The organism is Butyrivibrio sp. AE2015, from assembly GCF_000420825.1.
In the GTDB taxonomy this organism is placed as follows: Bacteria; Bacillota; Clostridia; order Lachnospirales; family Lachnospiraceae; genus Butyrivibrio.
On the sequence record NZ_ATVR01000026.1, the window covers coordinates 1 to 20,632 of the forward strand.

16 protein-coding genes are annotated in these 20,632 nt (G+C 40.0%); 3 read left to right on the forward strand and 13 right to left on the reverse strand.

Features of this window, described 5'->3' with window-relative positions; all coding sequences use genetic code 11:
* Nucleotides 1-581: 581 nt before the first annotated feature.
* Nucleotides 582-1,052, reverse strand: a complete 471-nt coding sequence (locus tag G585_RS0111965; RefSeq protein WP_022775271.1) for a methylglyoxal synthase — start codon at nt 1,050-1,052, stop codon at nt 582-584.
* Nucleotides 1,053-1,173: 121 nt separating this feature from the next.
* On the opposite strand from G585_RS0111965, the gene G585_RS0111970 reads away from it, so the two are divergent.
* Nucleotides 1,174-2,532, forward strand: a complete 1,359-nt coding sequence (locus G585_RS0111970) for an MATE family efflux transporter (RefSeq protein WP_242829991.1) — start codon at nt 1,174-1,176, stop codon at nt 2,530-2,532.
* Nucleotides 2,533-2,577: 45 nt separating this feature from the next.
* Here the strand turns inward: G585_RS0111970 and G585_RS0111975 are convergent, their stop codons facing one another.
* Nucleotides 2,578-3,516, reverse strand: coding sequence for a phosphatase PAP2 family protein (locus G585_RS0111975; RefSeq protein ID WP_022775274.1), 939 nt, complete (start codon nt 3,514-3,516; stop codon nt 2,578-2,580).
* A 183-nt stretch (nt 3,517-3,699) separates the two neighbouring features.
* On the opposite strand from G585_RS0111975, the gene G585_RS0111980 reads away from it, so the two are divergent.
* Nucleotides 3,700-4,260 (forward strand): M48 family metallopeptidase, encoded by a 561-nt coding sequence (locus tag G585_RS0111980; protein WP_022775275.1) that lies wholly within the window; start codon nt 3,700-3,702, stop codon nt 4,258-4,260.
* On the opposite strand, the gene G585_RS0111985 is transcribed toward G585_RS0111980, so the two are convergent.
* The 8 genes from G585_RS0111985 to nudC all read right to left on the reverse strand — a co-directional run bounded on the left by G585_RS0111985 (nt 4,246) and on the right by nudC (nt 13,855).
* The gene (locus tag G585_RS0111985; RefSeq protein WP_022775276.1) at nt 4,246-5,097 is read right to left on the reverse strand and encodes a 2-oxo acid dehydrogenase subunit E2; all 852 of its coding nucleotides are present in this window, start codon (nt 5,095-5,097) and stop codon (nt 4,246-4,248) included. The two genes, G585_RS0111980 and G585_RS0111985, sit on opposite strands and share 15 nt — an antisense overlap.
* Nucleotide 5,098: 1 nt before the next feature.
* Nucleotides 5,099-5,830, reverse strand: a complete 732-nt coding sequence (locus G585_RS0111990; RefSeq protein ID WP_196802915.1) for a hypothetical protein — start codon at nt 5,828-5,830, stop codon at nt 5,099-5,101.
* Entirely contained in the window at nt 5,827-6,561 is a 735-nt protein-coding gene (locus tag G585_RS0111995; protein WP_022775279.1) for a lysophospholipid acyltransferase family protein, read from the reverse strand. The genes G585_RS0111990 and G585_RS0111995 overlap by 4 nt, the downstream gene beginning before the upstream one ends.
* Nucleotides 6,562-6,726: 165 nt before the next feature.
* Nucleotides 6,727-7,389, reverse strand: coding sequence for a methionine ABC transporter permease (locus tag G585_RS0112000; protein WP_022775280.1), 663 nt, complete (start codon nt 7,387-7,389; stop codon nt 6,727-6,729).
* 24 nt (nt 7,390-7,413) lie between these two features.
* The gene (locus G585_RS0112005; protein WP_022775282.1) at nt 7,414-8,385 is read right to left on the reverse strand and encodes a methionine ABC transporter ATP-binding protein; all 972 of its coding nucleotides are present in this window, start codon (nt 8,383-8,385) and stop codon (nt 7,414-7,416) included.
* A gap of 80 nt (nt 8,386-8,465) precedes the next feature.
* Nucleotides 8,466-11,744 carry a glycoside hydrolase family 2 TIM barrel-domain containing protein gene (locus G585_RS0112010; RefSeq protein WP_022775283.1) on the reverse strand — a complete coding sequence of 1,093 codons (3,279 nt, stop codon included), beginning with the start codon at nt 11,742-11,744 and terminating at the stop codon, nt 8,466-8,468.
* Nucleotides 11,745-11,837: 93 nt separating this feature from the next.
* On the reverse strand, nt 11,838-12,773 hold the full coding sequence (locus G585_RS0112015) for a MetQ/NlpA family ABC transporter substrate-binding protein (RefSeq protein WP_022775284.1): 936 nt from the start codon (nt 12,771-12,773) through the stop codon (nt 11,838-11,840).
* Nucleotides 12,774-12,919: 146 nt separating this feature from the next.
* Complete coding sequence (nudC, locus tag G585_RS0112020) at nt 12,920-13,855, reverse strand: NAD(+) diphosphatase (protein ID WP_022775285.1); 936 nt, start codon at nt 13,853-13,855, stop codon at nt 12,920-12,922.
* 219 nt (nt 13,856-14,074) lie between these two features.
* Here nudC and queA point away from each other — a divergent pair, with 219 nt between their 5' ends.
* Nucleotides 14,075-15,124, forward strand: coding sequence for a tRNA preQ1(34) S-adenosylmethionine ribosyltransferase-isomerase QueA (queA, locus tag G585_RS0112025; protein WP_022775287.1), 1,050 nt, complete (start codon nt 14,075-14,077; stop codon nt 15,122-15,124).
* A gap of 54 nt (nt 15,125-15,178) precedes the next feature.
* On the opposite strand, the gene G585_RS0112030 is transcribed toward queA, so the two are convergent.
* The 3 genes from G585_RS0112030 to pheS all read right to left on the reverse strand — a co-directional run bounded on the left by G585_RS0112030 (nt 15,179) and on the right by pheS (nt 20,245).
* Entirely contained in the window at nt 15,179-16,678 is a 1,500-nt protein-coding gene (locus G585_RS0112030; protein WP_022775288.1) for an aminopeptidase, read from the reverse strand.
* 82 nt (nt 16,679-16,760) lie between these two features.
* Nucleotides 16,761-19,181, reverse strand: coding sequence for a phenylalanine--tRNA ligase subunit beta (pheT, locus tag G585_RS0112035; RefSeq protein WP_022775289.1), 2,421 nt, complete (start codon nt 19,179-19,181; stop codon nt 16,761-16,763).
* Between the two features lie 17 nt (nt 19,182-19,198).
* Nucleotides 19,199-20,245 carry a phenylalanine--tRNA ligase subunit alpha gene (pheS, locus tag G585_RS0112040; protein WP_022775291.1) on the reverse strand — a complete coding sequence of 349 codons (1,047 nt, stop codon included), beginning with the start codon at nt 20,243-20,245 and terminating at the stop codon, nt 19,199-19,201.
* Nucleotides 20,246-20,632 lie beyond the last annotated feature (387 nt).

Below are 20,632 nucleotides of genomic sequence, written 5' to 3' on the forward strand. Positions count from 1 at the left end.
CATGTTGTTAGTGATTTTGACTCAGATACCATGTCTTTGCTTAGTAATTCGACATGCTGTGTCAGATTTTTCTCATAATTTCATGCCTTGAATAGAATCGTTTGGCATGAGATCTGGCATTTATTCTATTATTCATGTCTTTTACATCTTTTTCGACATGGACGCGAGGGTAAAGAAATAAAAGAGATGATTTTTACCCGAGAATTATTGAATAAGCTTGGGTAAATATGAAAATAATGATAGATTTACCCAATGATTGTTTGATAACTCGGGTAAAAGGCAGAGAAAATTAAATATTGCCCATGGGTACTATGAAAATACGGGCAAAAGGTCAGGAAATTAAAAAATTACCCGTAGATAGAAAAGTAGCCACCCCTACTGTTCCTGGATTCAGAGTCCGAGGCAATAATCCCCAGCCACACCGCAGGTGCTTGCCAATTACTTACGCATATACAAAGAGAGAGTATTTTGATAAATTAAATCTGTTCAAAATACTCCCCTATTCTACAGTGCAACTAAATCAAAAAATAAGTACTTATAGGTTATTTCGTGGTCACTGCCATAATTACATTCCCAAGTCTTTATTTCAGTGTTTCTGCTCTGTGCTCAATATTCTGTTTGAAATTGATAACATCATGATCATACTCTTCATCCATGTATGAAGAATGAAGCAGGAAGTCTGCTGTTGCCTTGTTGTTGGCAAATGGTATGTCATATACCTGTGCAATTCTCATAAGTGCCTTGACATCAGGATCATGAGGTGCTGCTGTTAAAGGATCCGAGAAGAATATTACAAAATCAACCTTACCTTCTACAATCTTGGCACCAATCTGCTGATCTCCGCCAAGTGGTCCTGAGTTGTAGCCTCTTACAGGAAGTCCTGTCGCATCTGTTATCATACGGGCTGTTGTTCCTGTTCCGCATAAAAAGTGCTTGTTTAGTATTTCTGCGTTATCCTTGCACCAATTTATAAGCTCAGCTTTTTTACCGTCATGAGCTATGAGTGCAATGTTCTTTTGTTTTTTGATAGTTAGCGTTATTGTTTCTGCCATGTTGGTCTCTCCTTATGAAATGTCGCTGTTACTAATTATATATCAATAATTCTTCACGTAAAATACACACTAATTCATAATTTCCATCTTTTTACCATGTTATAATAAACTTATGAATACTATGAGTAAAAAAACTAATAAAACAATTACTGACATGACGACAGGGACGCTTCTTGATAAGATCGTCCTTTTTGCGTTGCCGCTTGCTATTACAAGCATACTTCAGCAGCTTTTTAATGCTGCCGATCTTGCTGTTGTCGGTCGTTTTGCCTCACCTCAGGCCATGGCCGCAGTAGGCAGCAATTCTTCTGTCATAAACCTGATCATCAGTTTCTTTGTGGGACTATCTGTAGGTGCCAATGCCCTTATAGCTATGGAAATCGGCAGCGGACATAAAGAAAGGATAAATGAAACCGTACACACTGTGATTACAGTGTCTCTTATTGCAGGATGTTCTCTTATAGTGATCGGATTTTTTGTTTCCAAGCCTCTTTTGATACTAATGGCTGCTCCGGCAGAGGTAATGAATCTGGCTATACTATATCTGAGAATATATTTCTTTGCCATGCCTGCACTTATGATCTACAACTATGGCTCAGCTATCCTCAGAAGTAAAGGTGATTCAAAAAGACCCCTTTACGCCATGGTACTTTCCGGAATCATAAATATCTTCCTTAACCTGATATTTGTAATAATCTTCCACCTTCATGTCATAGGTGTTGCCCTTGCCACCGTTTTTTCAAACATGTTTGGTGCAGGCCTTGTTCTTTACTTCCTTTTGACAGAGGAAGAAACTTTCAGACTTAACTTCAAAAAGCTTTGCGTCAACAAGGATTATCTTATAAAGATGCTTAAAATTGGTCTTCCTGCAGGACTACAGGGAGCAGTTTTCTCATTGTCCAACGTAGTTATTCAGTCCACAGTTAACAGCTTTGGTGCTGATGCAATTGCAGGAGCCACTGCTGCAGCTAATTTTGACTTCATCTCCTACTGCGCAATGAACGGCTTTGCTCAGGCCGCTGTAACCTTCACCAGTCAAAACTACGGTGCAAAACGCTATGACAGATGCAAAAAAGTATTCAGGATCAGCATGGGATGCGGTGTTGGTGCTTCAGTTATTGTGGTACTCATTCTTTCTGTATTTAGGTATCAGGTGATAAATCTCTTTACTACTGATCCTGCAGTTATCGAATATGCCATGATAAGAATAAGCAGTGCCTTCTACTTCCACTACCTTATTGGAACCTATGAAATAAGCGGTGGATGCCTAAGAGGCATGAACCGCTCACTATTTCCTGCACTTATTTCAATATTTGGAACCTGTGTATTCAGACTGATCTACGTCTTTACATACATACCAAAGCACCACAACTTCAGTTCACTCTTCCATGTATACCCGCTGTCATGGTTCCTTACCGGTGCCATCACCATAAGCGTCTACTTCATCGTACGCTCCAAAGTATTCAAAGAGCATGATTGAGTACAGTCAGTGGATAAGAACCGCCCCTCTGTCTTATTTTTTCAATCAATTACTTTCTCTCTTTATCACAATTGGCCAGATACACATTACAAACGCAATCATTATGAAACGTGCTATGAAGTGCCCCCAGTGAGATCCGAAAGCTGCTACAACAGTTGCAGGTGCAAACCATTCTTTCCAGGCAAATGTAAGAGCAAATCCAATGCTGACAAGAAGTGGAAGATTTTTTGAACCAACCGGAATCTCGTAGTGAACATAGTGACGCTCAATAAAACTTCCAACAAGAAAACCAACGAAAGCTCCACTCGCTTTAAAGAAATCATTCATCATTTTTTGAGGGTCAACCAAAAGATTCCCTGAAGCATCGTAGTCCATAGGATATGATTTAAGATGCACATAGACAAGGGATACAACTATGAAGATCAGTCCTACTAGTGTAAGAATATCAATTACCTTTTCATTTCCTTCTACTTTTTTATAAACTGCAGCAACTGCGCAGATGATGATAATTGACTCTATCATTGCAACAAGAACATCCTGCGGTGTATGAACGCCAAGGAAATTCCTTGAGAAGCCAGTGAGCAGGATAAGCACTCCACAGAGAATACAGATCTTTTTCCTCTTATCCTTCTGCCATTCAATTATTGAGCCATAAACTGTTGTAGCCGTTTTGGTGTGACCACTTGGAAAAGAATAACCGGTAGCTGCAACTTTTGAATCACCTGCCGGTTCTATAAGATCTGACCTTATCCATGGGCGATATGCGCACACTGTGAGTTTGATAAGTCCATTGATAACCTCGCTAAACCACTGGTTGATCATGAAAATATAACCCCATTTCTTGTCAACGCCCCAAAAGATCACAAAGGGTAAAAATGGTAAGATTTCTACAGCAAACTTTGAAAGTGCATTGAAGAACTCGTCAAATAAGCCTCCTGTCGCTCCTCTTAGTTCCTGCAGCCATAATAGATACTGAATGTCCATAATGCTTTGTTTCTCCTCTCCTCATAATTGTTTACACAATTCAGTTTAACAATTTTTGAGTAACCAAATTATTAAAATTATATTAAATAGGAACCGTCCCTCTGTCTTACCTGACTCCACACTTTTCTCCCCTCACAAAATCTGCTAAATTATATGTGACAAAATGAAAGGCCTAAATAACACATGCCACCAATCAAACTTGTAAGAAGTAAAAGAAAAACTTTATGTATAGAAGTAACCACAAATTGCGAAGTCATTGTAAGAGCACCTCTAAGGGTATCTGAAAAAGAAATAAACAGATTTATAGGTGAAAAAGCTGACTGGATAGAAAAAAGCCTATCCAAAATGAAACTCAGACAAAACAAAAAAGCTGAAGAAAACAGCAATCTAAAACCGCTAAACGAACTTGACATAAAGCTTTTTACCACAAAAGCAAAAAGGATAATTCCCGTTAAGGTAAAAAAATATGCGGACATAATCGGAGTTGATTATGGCCGCATCACTATCAAAATGCAAAAGAGTCGCTGGGGAAGCTGCAGTTCTAAAGGAAACCTGAACTTCAACTGTCTTCTTATGAATGCCCCTGACGAAATAATAGATTACGTTGTAGTTCATGAGCTCTGTCACAGAAAAGAGATGAATCACTCTCCTCGTTTCTGGGCCCATGTGGAAGAAGTACTTCCAGATTATAAAGAGCGCCGCAAATGGCTGAAAGATCACGGGAATGAATTATATTTCTTTTGATAAAGTTCCTTCCAAAAGCTCAGGATTTTCAATGAGCTTCTGAACAAGCCTAAGTGATCTTCCATAGTAAAATCCATCAGATATTCTCTCATCAAGAGTAACCGCAAGATCTATAACTCTCTTCATGGTAACATTTCCATCTTTGTCATAAAATGGCTTGAATTTTTTGGTTCCCACTATGACAAATATGGAATTTGTTCCCCAGTTCATAAGATGGTGATAACCAATATCCATTCCAAGAGATCCCAAATTTGTAAGTACCACTGAACACTGATAAGGATCAGTTGCTATCACAGACTTTGGCATCCATCCATGCCTGTCAAGATATCTTGCCACCGCACCAATGATATGTTTAGCAGGAAGCTTCTTGATAAAATTCATTGCGTCTGTAGACTCATCGTCTTCAACTTTGCACTTCGCTATCTGTTCCCTTACTTTAAAGCTTATGCTCTCGAGATTATCAGTATCTTCTGCAACGATTCTTGCAAGAGTTTCATCACCGTCATCCCTGAACTCTTTTTTTACTGTAAATGCCGCTGTTATGCAGTTTCTCTGATACATAGTCTGATTAGCGATAAAGCGGTTCATCTGAGGACGAAGTCTTAAGGTCTTAAGCATTGCTGCGATAATGATATCAAAAATAGCAATCCTGTTATCAGGATGCTCCTCGTTATACTTTTTTATATAATCTTCTGTTTTAGTTATATCAACAGAAACCTTCATATAAGCTTCGTTATCACATCTGTTCGGATACATCAGTGGCATCACATAATGCATTGCATCGATATCCCTTATCTGTGTTCCATCAGATCTGTCGCCTATTCTTCTTTTTCCCATGTTAATAGTCCTCCTTTATTTCTGATTTAGAACTGTCGGATGTGGATACCTTAACCGTCCTGAGTACGGTCGCAAGTGATATCTCCCTCCCAAATAAAAGAAGTTCAAGAAACAAATACATTATTACTGCCGCCAATACATCAATAAATGAATGCTGTTTTACAAAGCAAACCGAAACGCATATCATCAGGCCCCATAGCACAATAAGAGCTTTTTTAACGGCTTTAATGTCCTTTCTAATGAGCCATGCAGAAAGAACTGCAAGGGTATATCCCACATGAAGGGACGGACATACGCCGGTTGGCGTATCTGCTTTATATATTATTCCAAGAAGCCAGGTACAGAAATTTTCATGTTCAAAATGCTCAGGTCTAAGATGCTGAACAGATGGCCATGCTATATAGGTTATAACAGATATTATCTGCATTCCCACTATAATCTTTTCGGCTCTTACAAAGCTCTCAATATCGTACAGACCAAAGTCAAGAAGCGAGATTACCATGAAGAAGTACCATGATACATAAAACAGTACAAAATACTCATTAAAAGGAACTATGTCATCGACAACACTGTGAACTACATGACATCTGCTTTCAGGGATGAACCTTTCCGTAACAAAGTACATTATAAGGTAAGCAAGCCATCCTAAAAGAAGCAGCAAATGTCTGTACTCTTTATCTTTAATATTTGATAATCTAAGTTTTCTATAATCAACAACTGGTTTTTTCATCATTTTCTTTCATTATATGGATAATACTTTTTTGATACATTTGGATATGGCACAACCCTGTGCCTTGGAAGACCATACGCCATCTCAGAAATACTCTCCTGAAGACAGGTGCATATCCTATCAGCTTCAACATCTGACTTTTCCTTAGGATCATACATGATGGGCTTTCCAAAAACGAGCTTTTTAAGTTCCGGGCATACGTACATAGGAACAAAAGGAACGCTCTTACCTGTTTGTCTGTAGTAATACTTGGCAACATGGACAAAGCCTCTCTGAAACTCGTGAACGATGTTATTGTATTCTGTGTAATCCTCAGGAAAAATAACAACGGAAGCATTCTCAGAAAGCTTTTCACATGATATCTGAAAAGTCTTCATGACACGTTTATCTCTGTACACCGGGATTGTATCTGCATTGGTAAATATGAGTTCTGAAAGCGGAGGAATGATATAGGAAAAAAGTTTAAAGAACGGTCTTAAAGGAAGTGGCTTTTTTGACCAAAAATCCTTGTATGCATAATCAGCAACTTTATCTTTTTCCATCATCTCAGAAATACACCAGGTATAATGTTTCCTGGGAAAATACAGCTCTGCCGCAAGAGGCCCAAAGGCCTGAGAATGATTTCCCACAACTATCGCCGGTCCATTGGGAAGGTTTTCTACACCTTCTGCCTTAAATACCGGAGTCACCATAGAAACTATTTTTCTGATCACACAAAAAACAGGACTTTTCACTTCTTCCTCCAACATAGCTTTAAGTCAAACCAAGGTATTAGTATAACTCTTTTTTAATTTCTTCGCCATACATAAACAGTCATAATTCCAAATAAAAAAGCATGTCATTCTCGGCATGCTTTCAATTATTTGGGCAGTTTTCCTTCTGTCCTAAATTTAGGATGATCAGCTCATCTTCTTGTACATATGGTTTCCTATCATCTGAATAAGCTGAACAAATGCTATCAGTACGATTGAGCAGACGATAAGATAATCTGTTTTGTACTGCTGGTAACCATAACGGATTGCAATATCACCTATTCCACCACCGCCTACTGTACCTGCCATTGCAGAATATCCGATGAGGGAAATGATAAGAAGTACTACACCGTTTAACATTCTTGGAATAGATTCTTTTACATATACTCTCATAAGTATCTGGAAGTTAGACGCGCCAAATGATCTGGCAGCTTCTATAACTCCTGGATTAGTCTCTCTAAGGCTTGTCTCAAATACCCTTGCAATATAAGGAATTGCTGATACTGTAAGAGGTACGATCGAAGCAGTTGTTCCAATAGACTTTCCTACAACCATTCTTGTAAAAGGAATGAGTATTACCAAAAGAATGATGAAAGGGAAGCTTCTGAAAACATTAACAATAAAGCTAAGTATCTCATATACTAATTTGTTGGGCTTAAGTCCGTCGGGAGCTGTAAGCGTAAGAATGATTGCCGGTATAAAACCCAGTATCACCGAAAAAAGTGTAGACCAGAACACCATGTAAAGTGTCTGTTTAAAGGCAGTGAAAACAACTGTTCCCATGCCTGTTGTTGATAAAATTCCTGACATTTGTAATTCTCCTATATAAGCAATTTAGTTAATGCGCTCCCATGTAACGCCCTTGGAATCAAGGAAAGCACAAGCTCTATCAAGATCTTTTTCATCCATATTAAGGACAAGGCTTCCATAAACATCTTCTCTGAAGTCCTCAAGCTTAGCCCAACAGATGTTGAAATCTGTATGAAGCTCCTGGGACATCTGCGTAACGATAGGCCTCTGATTGCCCTCTCCGAAGAAAAAGAGCTTGAGATTAACTCCTGTAGTTGGAAGCTTGTCGCTCTCTTCTCTTAGGAAATCTCTGATCTCACGTTCTTTTGGCCATACAAAGAGCTGTTCAGGCTTACCAACTGCAAGCATTTTGCCGCTGCTAAGGAAAGCTACCTTCTGACATATCTGCTTAACTACTTCCATCTGATGGGTTACGATGATAATTGTAATTCCCATCTCCCTGTTGATCTTCTGTAAAAGTGCAAGTATGCCCTTTGTGATTTCAGGGTCAAGTGCACTTGTTGCCTCATCACATAAAAGAAACTCAGGATCAAGCACCAGCGCTCTTGCTATGGCAACTCTCTGTTTCTGTCCGCCTGAAAGTTCCCTTGGCTTGGCATGGACCTTATCTTCAAGTCCTACAAGCTTTATGAGGTTTAAGATCTTTTCTTTTGCCTCAGGAGTGTTGGTCTTCATGCCCCAGAATTTCATAGGAAGAGCCACGTTTCCATACACGTCAAGCCTCTCAAGAAGGTTAAAGCCCTGGAAGATCATTCCCATTCTCTTCTGAAGAAGGCGAAGGTTCTTTTTATCATTGATATCAACCTTCTGATCATCTACAAGTATCTCTCCCTGATCATAGGACTCAAGACCGTTTATACATCTGAGCAGTGTTGACTTTCCGGCTCCTGACTGTCCGATTATTCCGAAAATCTCTCCCTTTTCTATTTCAAGAGAAATGTCTTTTAATACTTCATTGTTCTTAAAAGACTTCTTAACATTTTGAATTTTTATCATTTTCCTAACTTCCTGTTGTATCATATTCATACAAACCCCGCAAAAAATGCGGTTTTTCTGCAATCACATGTAATAATATATCATATTTTTGAGTTTTTCTCACTAAATCTAAAGCTCTTGAAGTCAAAATTACTTCCCGGCAGAAAAACAAAAGATATATCATAGCTGCCTTTTTTATGCTCTATTGGGAAGCAAACCTCTGTATACTCGCTGCTTAGTGGAAACTCAAGTATTTCTTTGGTTTCTCCGCTTTCGTTCTTCATTCGAAGATGGATAGTGTTGCTTCCAGCCATTGCCCTTCCTGTGAGAATAATCTCTTTTACCCCTTCATCTCCAAAATTCATGTTATTAAAACCAAGCGTAACATTATTGCCAATTCCTTCAACCGCTCCTTCGGATCTGGTAAAAGAATCTCCATATATGCTGTCAGCATCAAGAACCATGTTTTCACAGAGGGCGCGGAGCTGTTTCTCAAAATAAAAGCCCTTAATGTGCATCTTGTCATAGGTCACAAAACTTATGGTGTGAACCCCGCAAAGGCGCTTCGAAAGCTTCCAGGTTTCCTCCTGATAGGTGTTCCAGATTGACTTTTTCTGATAGATGACTTCGTCGAGCAAAAGAGCTCCTTCATCTCCTGCTATTCCATCCCAGATCTGTATCTTATAGGCATCGCCTGAAAGTGCAAAGATAGGAATAGTAATAGTATCAGAGCCTTCAATTCCAAAGTCTACGCCGGCATAAGAGATAAGTGTTTCGTTTCCTCTGTCTGTGGCAACGCCGTGTTCATTACCTGCAGCAGTCCTGCCCTTGCTATAACTAAACACGTTGCCTGGAATAAGGCTGTAGGGATCAAGGAAGGATCTGCCCATGCCACTTACAGTATATTTTAGTGTTGAAATAGTCTTTACAACACTCTCTTTATCTTTTGTCTCGCACCTTAAAATAAATTCTCCGTCAAAAAGAGCTTCCACTTTTGCCTCATTGCCATTTACTAAGAGCTTGGCAATATTGGACTCATTGCCCTTGGAATCAAGTATCCTATAAAAGACTTCTTTATTTGTAGCATTCTGAGGAAGGACTTTTGCTGTAACTTTCGCCTTGGGATTCTGCAAAGAAAGCTTAGTCTCAGAATCTGTGACAAGCTCCACTTTTCTTACAGGGACCACGTCACTTACTTTTTGGACATTTACAACCACATCACCTGCGTCTACATCTTTCTCAACGATTGCCAGCAGTTTTCCAGAGAAAAGAGCTCTCTCATCTGCTTTATAGCTGTCATAATCTGTGCTGTCACCGTTATCAAGGCCTATTAGTCTTCCTCCTGTCACAGTTACCTTTACTCTGTCGCAGGCATTTTCTACAGAATTACCATTCTTATCAACAGCACTTATCTGGGCAAAAACAAGCTCATCAATGTTTTCGTATTCTATCTCAAACCTGTCCGTATCCTCAAAAGACCTGCGCACCTGCTCCGCAATCTCTTTCCCGGAAGTATCATACGCAATGGCCTTTATCTCGCCCTTCTCATAAATGCACTTATAATCAGCAAAGATGTGGTCACCGCTTCCTTTCTCATGGGTAAGCTCCTGTTTTCCAAGACTTTTTCCATTTACAAACAGTTCAACAAATGGAGCATTGCTGACTACTCTCACATCAACCTCTTCTCCTTCGTTGAAGTCCCAATACGGGAACACGTGAACAAAAGGATCTTTATCAGCGCTCACCCAGGCAGACTTCCAGGCATAGTAAGCATCCTTGTAAAAGCCTGCGGTATCAATAAGTCCAAAGTAAGAATTCTTGGTATGGTAAGGTGTAGGCTCACCGATGTAGTCATAGCCAGTCCAGATAAACTGCCCCATGGAAAAAGACATATCTCTGTCCATACAAATACAGCTCTCAATGCTCTCTGCGCCCCAGCTTGTCTGACTGTTTCCAAGGCTTGAACACTGAAGGTCATCGTCAGCCAGAATCCCCTCTGTCAAAGGGAAATGATAGATTCCCCTGCTCTGAACTATTGAATAGGTTTCACTCCCGTATATAACCCAGTCGGGGTGTTCTTTGTGATGCTTTTCGTAGAATTTCTCTGCGTAGTTATAGCCTACTACTTTCAGGATATCAGCACACTTTTGAGCATTCTCCCAAGGCATATAATTGGAGCCAAAGGTTGGATGGGCATTTCCCATATAATCAAACTTCTCAACCAGTTCTTTTAACATACTGGTAATCTGCGCCCCTCTCGCATCCGCATGGGTATCATAGATTTCATTACCTATGCTCCACATGATGACTGAAGGGTGATTCCTGTCTCTTTTTACCCAACTCTCAACATCCCTCTCATGCCACTCTGGAAAAAATCTTGCGTAGTCAAACTCAGTCTTTGATCTTTCCCACATATCAAAGCCTTCAGAGATGGCCATAAAGCCCATTCTGTCAAGAAGCTCGATTGTCTGAGGATCATACATATTATGGGTAAGCCTTATGGCATTTACCCCCATACCTTTAAGCTGTATGAGTCTTCTCTTCATTGCGCTATTATTGTAGGCTGCGCCAAGTGCACCAAGATCATGATGAATGCAAACACCGTTTAGCTTGGTGACCTTTCCATTTAGTAAAAATCCCTTATCGGGGTCAAAAGAAATACTCCTGAATCCTATTAATACCTCTTCTCTTTGAAGCTCTTTACTACCATCAAAAAGAGTAACTTCCAGCGTATAGAGGTTTGGCTCATCTGTCGACCATTCTTTTACATTCCGTGCAAAAAAGCTCTTGCCGGTGGCATTTAGTGAAACTTCCTTCTTTTTATCATCAAAGAGTCTGTAGGATACGCTTGTATTCTTACTTTCTCCACCTTTTATTTCTGTATCGATATCAAGGAAATATCCCATGTCGCCCTTATGCATATGGACATAAATACCATTTTCAGGGATGTATGTATCTTCATAGCTGCAAAGCCATACATTTCTGTAGATTCCTGCTCCTGAATACCATCTTGAATTAGGGTTTTGGTAATTGACCCTTACAAGGACATCATTACTTCCAACTTTGCAAAAGTCCGTAATATCGAGAATGAACTGTGAGTAGCCATATTTCCACTCTCCCGCCTTCTGACCATTTATATACACAGTACTGTCCATATAGATTCCGTCAAAAACAATAAAATGCCTTGGCTTAAGTGTTGTCACAAAACCCTTATAATACCAGCCTGTGGCATCTGTATAAAAGTTTCTTGCATCATCTATCAGAAAATCATGAGGTATCTCCACCTCTTTAAACTCAGAAAGCCTGTCTCTTACATCTTCAAGCTCTGTTCCAAAATCAGTTTTTAAAAACTTCCATCCTGTTACAAATTTGTCCTTCATACAAAAAGCCTCCCCGATGTTTTAGCAAACCACTTACTAATCATACACCAGAGAGGCTTATGTTTGTTTATATTTTTTAGTTTTTAATACTTATTACTGTGCGTCAATAAAAGATGCAATTACAGCTCCCTTATATGTCTCATCGATATAAGCCTTAACCTTGTCAGACTGAAGAGCCTTGATAAGAGCCTGTGTCTTTTCAGATGTCTCGTTGCCCTGCTTAACTACAAGGAAGTTTGTTCTCTTAACTGTTGTCTCATCGTCAAACTCCTCGATATCAAGTGCAGGATATGATGAAGGAAGACCAGCTTCAAGAGCATAGTTACCATTTACAGCTGCTGCATCAAGATCAGGAAGTGAAAGTGGAAGGCTTGCTGCCTCAAGAGGTGTGATCACGTATCCGTGAGGGTTAGCCTCTTTATCCTTTGTCAAAGAATCTTCTGTATAGTTGGCATCTGTTCCAAAACCACCCTTTGAAGTAAGAAGTCCCTTCTGAACAAGAAGGTCAACAGCTCTTTCTCCGTTATCAGGATCGTTAGGAATACCGATTGAAGCACCATCAGGAATATCAGCAAGCGCTGTATATTTCTGAGAATAGATTCCCATTGGCTCAATGTGAACGCCTGCTACAGCTGCAAGATGAAGTCCTGCGTCTGTATTCTGCTGATTCATATAACCAAGTGTCTGGAAATAGTTTGCATCAAGCTCGTCAGCTTCAAGTGATGTATTAGGAAGTACGTAATCTGAGAACACAACTGTTTCAAGTGTCCAACCATCCTCTGCAAGTACTTCTTTTACGATGTTATCAAGAATTTCTGCGTGTGGTACAGGTGTAGCACCAACTCTGATAGTCTTGTCTCCATCCTCTGTCTGTGCAGGTGCAGCGTCCTGTGTCTGTTCTGTAGTCTCTGCAGCCTGTGTGTCCTGTGCTGCCTGTGATGCATTCTCAGCGCTGCTTCCGCAACCTGTAAGAGCTCCAAAGGCAAGAACACCAGCAAGTACGATACTTGTCAAAAATCTCTTCTTCATAATAATTCCTCCTCAACAATTTTTTCTATTTATTATAAAACAAATTATAGCAATGGAAAGTCTAAATTGGAAATATTCAAGATTTGTATGTAGCTATAACTCCAGCTTATATCTCCATTAGTATTCCCCACCGATAGAATCTATTGTTAGTTTTGCAATGTCCCCACATAGCCTTTTTCCTTAAAAAGCTTCATCATTTCATTAGTAAGACTGTATTCAAGTGGCTGGAGCTGAACATCTTCAGGGCTGACCCACTCAGCATATTTAAGCTCAGACTGATCCATTGTAATATCTTTTTTGCCTGCTACATCGCAGAAAAATCCAGCCAGAATATCACTTGCAATTCCCCAGGGCTGAGACTTGTAATATCTGATATTGGTCACTTCAAGTCCAACCTCTTCCATAACTTCGCGCTTAACAGTTTCCTCAAGTGTCTCACCGATTTCTGTAAATCCTGCTACGAGGGCATTGTGAGCAAATCCGGTTCTATATTTGGTCAGGATCATTTTATTCGTCTCTTTGTCGGTTACACCAATAATAACCGCAGGGTTTATCCTTGGATATATCACATTGCCACATTGGGGACATATTCTTGCTCGCTCTGACTTATGGTCTTCATTAAGTGCCCCGCACTTACCACAAAATTTAGTCACCTGGTACCACTCATGGAGTTGAAGCGCTGTATAAGCAGCATAAACATAGTGCTGAGGATCAAAATACTCTCTGCGAAAAATCGCCATCAGCTCAAATTCAAAATTCGCTGGAAGGTTTGTGTATGCAGACTTTTCGTCCACATCTATTACAAACACCTTATCAGCAATTTCTGGCCTTAACAAAAAGAAACGCTCTTTTCCTATGCTAAATATATAGATAAGAGCTTCATCGACAGTGTGCCCTCCTAAATAATACTGAATTTCTGAGACGGTTGGATAAGTGATTTTTTTAGAATTTTCATCAATATTTATAAGTAGCTCTTTTCCCTTATCAGCACAGACAAATGCAATGACAAGGTCATTATTTTCTGGTTTTATTGTCGGATCATAATGGTTTTTGAGTTCCAAAGGTTTTATATCCTGTAGCATAATCAAGTCCTCTCACATGACAAAAATAAAAATATATTAGGTCTGATAAAATTCAATTGCAAATATTACATCATATATTATCACCGGCAATCCTTTCTTCCAAGGTTGTATTTAACTAATTTTTTGCTATAATAACGTGGCACGATAAATGAGTGTATTGTTCCAAATAAAAATCTTTAAATCGATACTAAAGCAATAATATATAGAAAAGAGATAGAAATGGCAGAAAATAAAGAATTAGGATTATCAACTTCAGATTACTATTTTGACCTTCCTGAGGAACTGATCGCACAGGATCCAATGGAAAAAAGAGATGAATGCAGACTCCTTGTGGTAGACAAAAAGACAGGCGAAACAGAGCATCATAAGTTTAACGAGATCATAAATTATCTCGAGCCTGGTGACTGTCTTGTTCTCAATAACACAAAGGTCATTCCTGCAAGGCTTTTGGGTGAAAAAGAAGGAACAGGCGCTGCAGTAGAGATTCTCCTTCTTAAGAGAAAAGAAGCTGATGTATGGGAAACACTTGTAAAACCCGGTAAAAAGCTAAGACCTGGCGCAAGGGTTTCATTCGGCGGCGGAATTTTAAAAGCCGAGATTCTTGATATTGTTGATGAAGGAAACAGACTTGTTAAGTTCTATTATGAAGGCATCTGGGAAGAAGTTTTGGACAGACTTGGTGAAATGCCTCTACCACCTTACATCACACATAAGCTTCAGGATAAAAACATGTACCAGACTGTATATGCCAAGTATGAAGGCTCAGCTGCCGCACCAACTGCGGGACTTCACTTTACAGAAAAACTCCTTGAAGACATAAAAGCAAAAGGCGTAGATATGGCATTTGTTACTCTTCACGTTGGTCTTGGGACCTTCAGACCTGTTAAAGTAGACAATGTTTTAGAGCATCACATGCATACAGAATGGTATCAGGTCACACAGGAAGCAGCCGATAAGATCAACAAGGCTAAAGAAAACGGCCACCGTGTTATCTGCGTAGGCACAACAAGCTGCAGAACAATAGAAAGTGCCGCTGATGAAAATGGACATCTATCAGCTTGCAGCGGGGACACATCAATATTTATCTATCCCGGCTATAAATTCAAGGTTCTTGACCAGCTCATCACCAATTTCCATCTTCCTGAGTCAACACTTGTAATGCTTGTTTCAGCACTTGCAGGCAGAGAGCACGTTCTTGCCGCATACGAAGAGGCAATCAAAGAGCGCTACCGCTTCTTTTCCTTTGGAGATGCATGTTTCTTTAAATAATAATTATTCTAAGACAGAGGGACGGGGTCTGACCCCGTCCCTCTGTCTTCTTATTTATTCGTTTCTAAAATCGATATTCTGAAGGAATGATACATATCCTCTCTTTGCTTCAAAGAGGTCAGCCTTATCGATTGCTTCCCATGGTGCGTGCATGTTAAGTACTGCTACACCTGAATCGATAACGTTCATTCCGTAAAGAGCAAGGATATAAGCGATAGTTCCGCCACCACCAACGTCTACTTTTCCAAGCTCTGCTGTCTGATAGATTATTCCATCCTTCTCAAATGCTCTTCTTATTTCTGCAATAAATTCTGCATTTGCATCGTTAGAACCTGACTTTCCTCTTGATCCTGTAAACTTATTGAATACAAGTCCTTCTCCAAGAAATGCTGCGTTCTTCTTTTCAAAGCTTGATGCATATGTAGGATCAAAGCCGGCACTTACATCTGAAGAAAGCATGCATGAGTTTGCAAGACATCTTCTAAGTGAAAGATCATTATATCCTTCCTTTGTAAGATTCATGAGCTCTGCAACAGCATTCTCAAAGAAGTGGCTGCGCATACCTGTTGCTCCAACGCTTCCGATCTCTTCTTTATCAACAAGGATACAGCAAGCTGTTCTCTTTAAGTTCTTTGCTTCAAGAATAGCTCTCATTGAAGGATAAGCACATACTCTGTCGTCATGACCATATCCAAGGATCATTGATCTGTCAAATCCGGCATCTCTTGCCTTACCAGCAGGTACGATCTCAAGTTCAGCTGAAATGAAGTCCTCTTCTTCAATTCCATATAGATCATTTAAAAGAGCTACGACTCCGCGACGAACTGCTCCTGAAAGCTTTCCACTCTCAGCCTTTTCTTCTTTTTCAGCAGCAATTGCATACTTCTCACCTGCAGAAAGCTTGCTATCAGCCTTTTCAGCCTTTTCTTTTTCCTTGCTCTCTACAACAAATGGTCTGTGACCAACGATTAAGTCAAGAGCTTCACCTTCAATTACATTTGAAGCCTTTTTGCTCATCTGATCTGCAGCAAGATGAATAAGAAGATCAGAAACGAAGAATACAGGATCATCCTCATCCTCACCGACATTAAGCTGTACTGTTGTGCCATCTTTCTTAACAACTACACCGTGGATAGCAAGTGGCATAGCAACATACTGATATTTTTTGATTCCGCCGTAGTAATGTGTATCAAGGTAAGCAAATCCGTTGTCTTCATAAAGAGGATTCTGCTTAACATCAAGTCTTGGAGAATCGATGTGAGCACCAAGGATATTAAGACCAGCCTCGATAGGGTCTGAACCGATTTGGAAGATAGCGATTGACTTGTTCATCCATACGCTATATACCTTATCTCCCTTTTTAAGCTTTGTCTTTGTGCCGATCAAAGTATTGAGTTCTCTGTATCCTGCTTCCTCAATCTCGTTAACAATTGTATCAATTGCTTCACGCTCTGTTTTTGAATTATCAAGGAATTTCTTGTAATCCTCAGCAAACTTATCTACAGCTTTGAGCTGAGTAGCATTGTAGTTTGCCCAAACATTTTTTCTATTCATATTTAAGCTCCTTTCGAGAAAAAAATAGCCATTGCTAACTAAAGCAATGACTATTTTAACACCTACTGTGCCATCAGGCAAATCAAGAACGAATTTCAATTCCCATTGTAAATGAAAGTTTTCTGAGCATCTTATCTACATATCCGCTTATAGCTTCATCAGTAAGCTCCTCGTCCTTAGGAGTGAATGTAATTGTGAAAGCCATACTCTTCTTTGTAGGAGGAATAGGAAGTCCCTCGTATACATCAAAGAGGTGTACATCAGTCACATACTTGCAGGATCCATAGATTGCATCCTCAACTTCACCACATGTAACGGTCTTATCCATGATAAGTGCAAGATCACGCTTAACAGCTGCGAACTTTGAAAGTGGTGTAAATGTAGGAGTCTTGCCATACCACTTATCAAGTGCTGAAAGATCTATCTCACAGATGTAAGCCGGTATTCTCATATCAGTCTCATTCTGGATCTCATAAGTGATCTGTCCAAGATATCCAACCTCTTCTCCCTCACATACGATCTTTGCAGTTCTGTAAGGATGTAAGAAAGTCTTGGTTGCAGGCTCATACTTGAAGTTTATATGGAGAGCATCTGCTACATTCTCAGCAAGTCCCTTTAATGTATATATGTCCTCACCCTCGCCAAAAATACCGATGCAAAGAGTTGCCTTCTCATCAGGATATTCTGTAAGTGGCAGAGCCTTTGGAATAAATCTGTTACCAAGCTCGAATAATCTTCCCTCGAGAGTACCCTTCTTCTGGTTTCTTGCAATGGCATGGATCATCTGTGCTGCGAGTGTTGTTCTCATGAGTGAGAGATCTTCATTTATAGGATTCAGGATTCTGATAGCCTTTCTCTCCTGTGCATCCTCAGCAAATCCCAAAAGGTCCAGGTCACTTGGTGAGAAGAATGAGTAATGCATACACTCATATGCTCCCTGTGCGCAAAGAGCTCTCTTAATCCTGAGCTCTGTCTTCTGCTTAAGGTTTCTTCCACCAACGGTAACGCTACAATCCTTAAGGAATGTTGGCTCAACATGCTCATATCCATACATACGGATAAGCTCCTCTGCAATGTCCGGATAATCTTCCATATCCTCACGATATGCAGGAATCTTGATAGTAAGTTCATCACCGTTTATTTCAGGCTCAAAATTAAGATTTGTAAGAATTCTCTTGATCTCATCAGTAGGAACTTCGATACCAAGTACTCCGTTAACCTTCTTTATGGATGCCTTCATTTCCTTCTTATCGAGGCTGTTTCCTGTATTTATATCCACATGAGTCTTGGAAACCTTACCTGCTCCAAGCTGCTCAATGAGGTGAAGAGCTCTCTTCATAGCTATAACAGTTGTATATTCGTAAACGCCCTTTGCGAAAGCAGCTGATGAATCAGATGACTGACCAAGCGCTCTTGAGCTCTTACGGATGTTGTCACGCATGAACTTAGCTGCTTCAAATGTAACAGTAGTTGTTGTATCACGGATTTCTGAATTAAGACCCCCCATGATACCTGCAAGAGCTACTGGCTTTGCGCCATCACAGATAACAAGGTTGTCTGTTGTAAGTTCAAACTCATTCTCATCAAGAGTAACTATCTTTTCTCCTGCCTTGGCACGTCTTACAACAATCTTGTTACCTTCAAGGAAATTGCCGTCAAATGCGTGCATTGGCTGTCCAAGCTCTCTCATAATATAGTTAGTGATATCAACGATATTATTGATTGAGTTATTACCAACCATGGCAAGTCTTCTCTTCATCCAAAGAGGGCTCTCACCAAGCTTTACATCATACACATAGTGACCGATATATCTTGGGCAAAGATCAGGATCTTCTACAGTTACACTAAATCCTTCATTCTCAACATCTGTCTCTGTGTAGCTAAGATCAATCTCTTTTAATGGCTTATTAAGTGCCGCTGCAACTTCTCTTGCAAGGCCGTAAATACTTTGGCAGTCAGGTCTGTTTGCAGTGATTGAAACATCAAAGATCCAGTCATCAAGGCCAAGTATAGGCTTAACATCAACACCTACCTCTGTGTCCTCAGGGAATACCAAAAGTCCGTTGTAGCCGGCTCCTGGGTACATGTCCTCTGTTACACCAAGCTCAACACCTGAGCAGAGCATACCTTCTGAATCTACGCCACGAAGCTTGCCCTTTTTGATAGTTGCAACACCGATAACTGTTACATGATCTCTCTCTGTTTCAATTACTGTTGCGCCAACAAGAGCAAGTGGATATTTTCCTCCTGCCTGAACGTTGTCTGCACCACAGCATACCTGGAATGTTCCGTGCTCTCCAGCATTTACCTGGCAAACATGAAGATGAGTATCAGGAATAGGTTCGCATTTCTCTACCTGTCCAACTACGACATTTGATATGTCTTTTCCTACTTCCCAGCACTCTTCTACTTCGAAGCCGCAGTCAAAGAGCTTTTTCTCAAGTTCCTTTGGTTCTAAATCTATATCTACAAAATCTTTAAGCCAACTTAAAGGTACTAACATTTCATTCTCCTCCTGAATTATTCGTAGTGATCGATCTGCTTAAGTACATCAAGGTCTGACTCATATAAAAGCTTGATGTTGTTAATGCCGTATTTGAGCATTGTTGCACGCTCTATACCGATACCAAATGCAAATCCACTGTACTCTTCTGAATCAATTCCACAGTTCTCTAAAACCTTCTTGTTAACAACACCGGCACCAAGAACCTCGATCCAGCCTGTACCCTTGCAGAGATTACATCCCTTGCCGCCACATGCAAAGCAGCTGCAGTCAACCTCTACAGAAGGCTCTGTGAATGGGAAGTATGAAGGACGAAGCCTTGTTGTTGTTCCCTCGCCGAAGATTTTCTGTGCAAAGGTCTCCAAAGCTCCCTTAAGGTCACAAAGTGTAACATTCTTATCAACTACGAGTCCTTCCATCTGTGAGAACATAGGTGAATGAGTCGCATCATCATCTGAACGGAAAACCTTACCAGGTGAAAGAATCTTGATCGGTGGTTTCTTGTTTTCCATTACATGGATCTGACCTGATGAAGTCTGAGTTCTTAAAAGGAACTCTGGGCTGAGATAGAATGTATCCTGCATATCTCTTGCAGGGTGATCTGCAGGAGTATTAAGTGCAGTGAAATTGTAGTAGTCATTCTCAATCTCAGTGCCTTCATATATTTCAAAGCCCATTCCTTCAAAGATATCTATAAGAGTCTCTCTCATCTGTGTTACAGGGTGAAGGTTGCCCTGATAACGCATTTTGGCAGGCATTGTAACGTCCTGTTTTTCTCTTTCATATCTTGCCTTAAGCTCTTTTTCTTTCATATTCTTGTCAAGTTCATCGAACTGTTCAAGAGCCCACTGCTTAAGCTCATTTACATTCTTGCCATATTCAGCACGATCCTCGGCAGCAATGTTTTTCATCTCTTTCATCAGTGCTGAGATCTTGCCACTTTTGTTATCCAAAAAGACCTTTCTCTGCTCATAGACATGCTTTGAGCTTTCAAGCAACTTTGAATTTTCTTTGATTTCTTCACGAATTGCTTCAATTTGCTGACGTAATACGCTGTTTTCCAAAATTTCTTCCTCCTGTTATTAAAGATGTGACTTTCTTAAGAGTTCAACAAAAAAGTCCCTTGTATAGCTGCAAAACTATACAAGGGACGATCAATCACCGCGGTACCACCCATGTTCCTGTCAAAACAGGCTCTCAACCATAATGGTTTTATCTGTAACGTAGACATACGATCCTGACTACAAGCAAAAAGCCTTCACCAAAACTGCTCCGGTGCGAAAATTCCGTACATATCATAGCCTGCAGGGCTCTCAGCCAGCGACCCTCGCTCTCTCAAAGGATAATATGACATCTTCAGATATAAATCTGACACCATCATTGCATTTAAATTGTTTAATTAAAAATACTCTTAACTATTCTATGTTTCGATATTATAAAAGTCAAGCAAA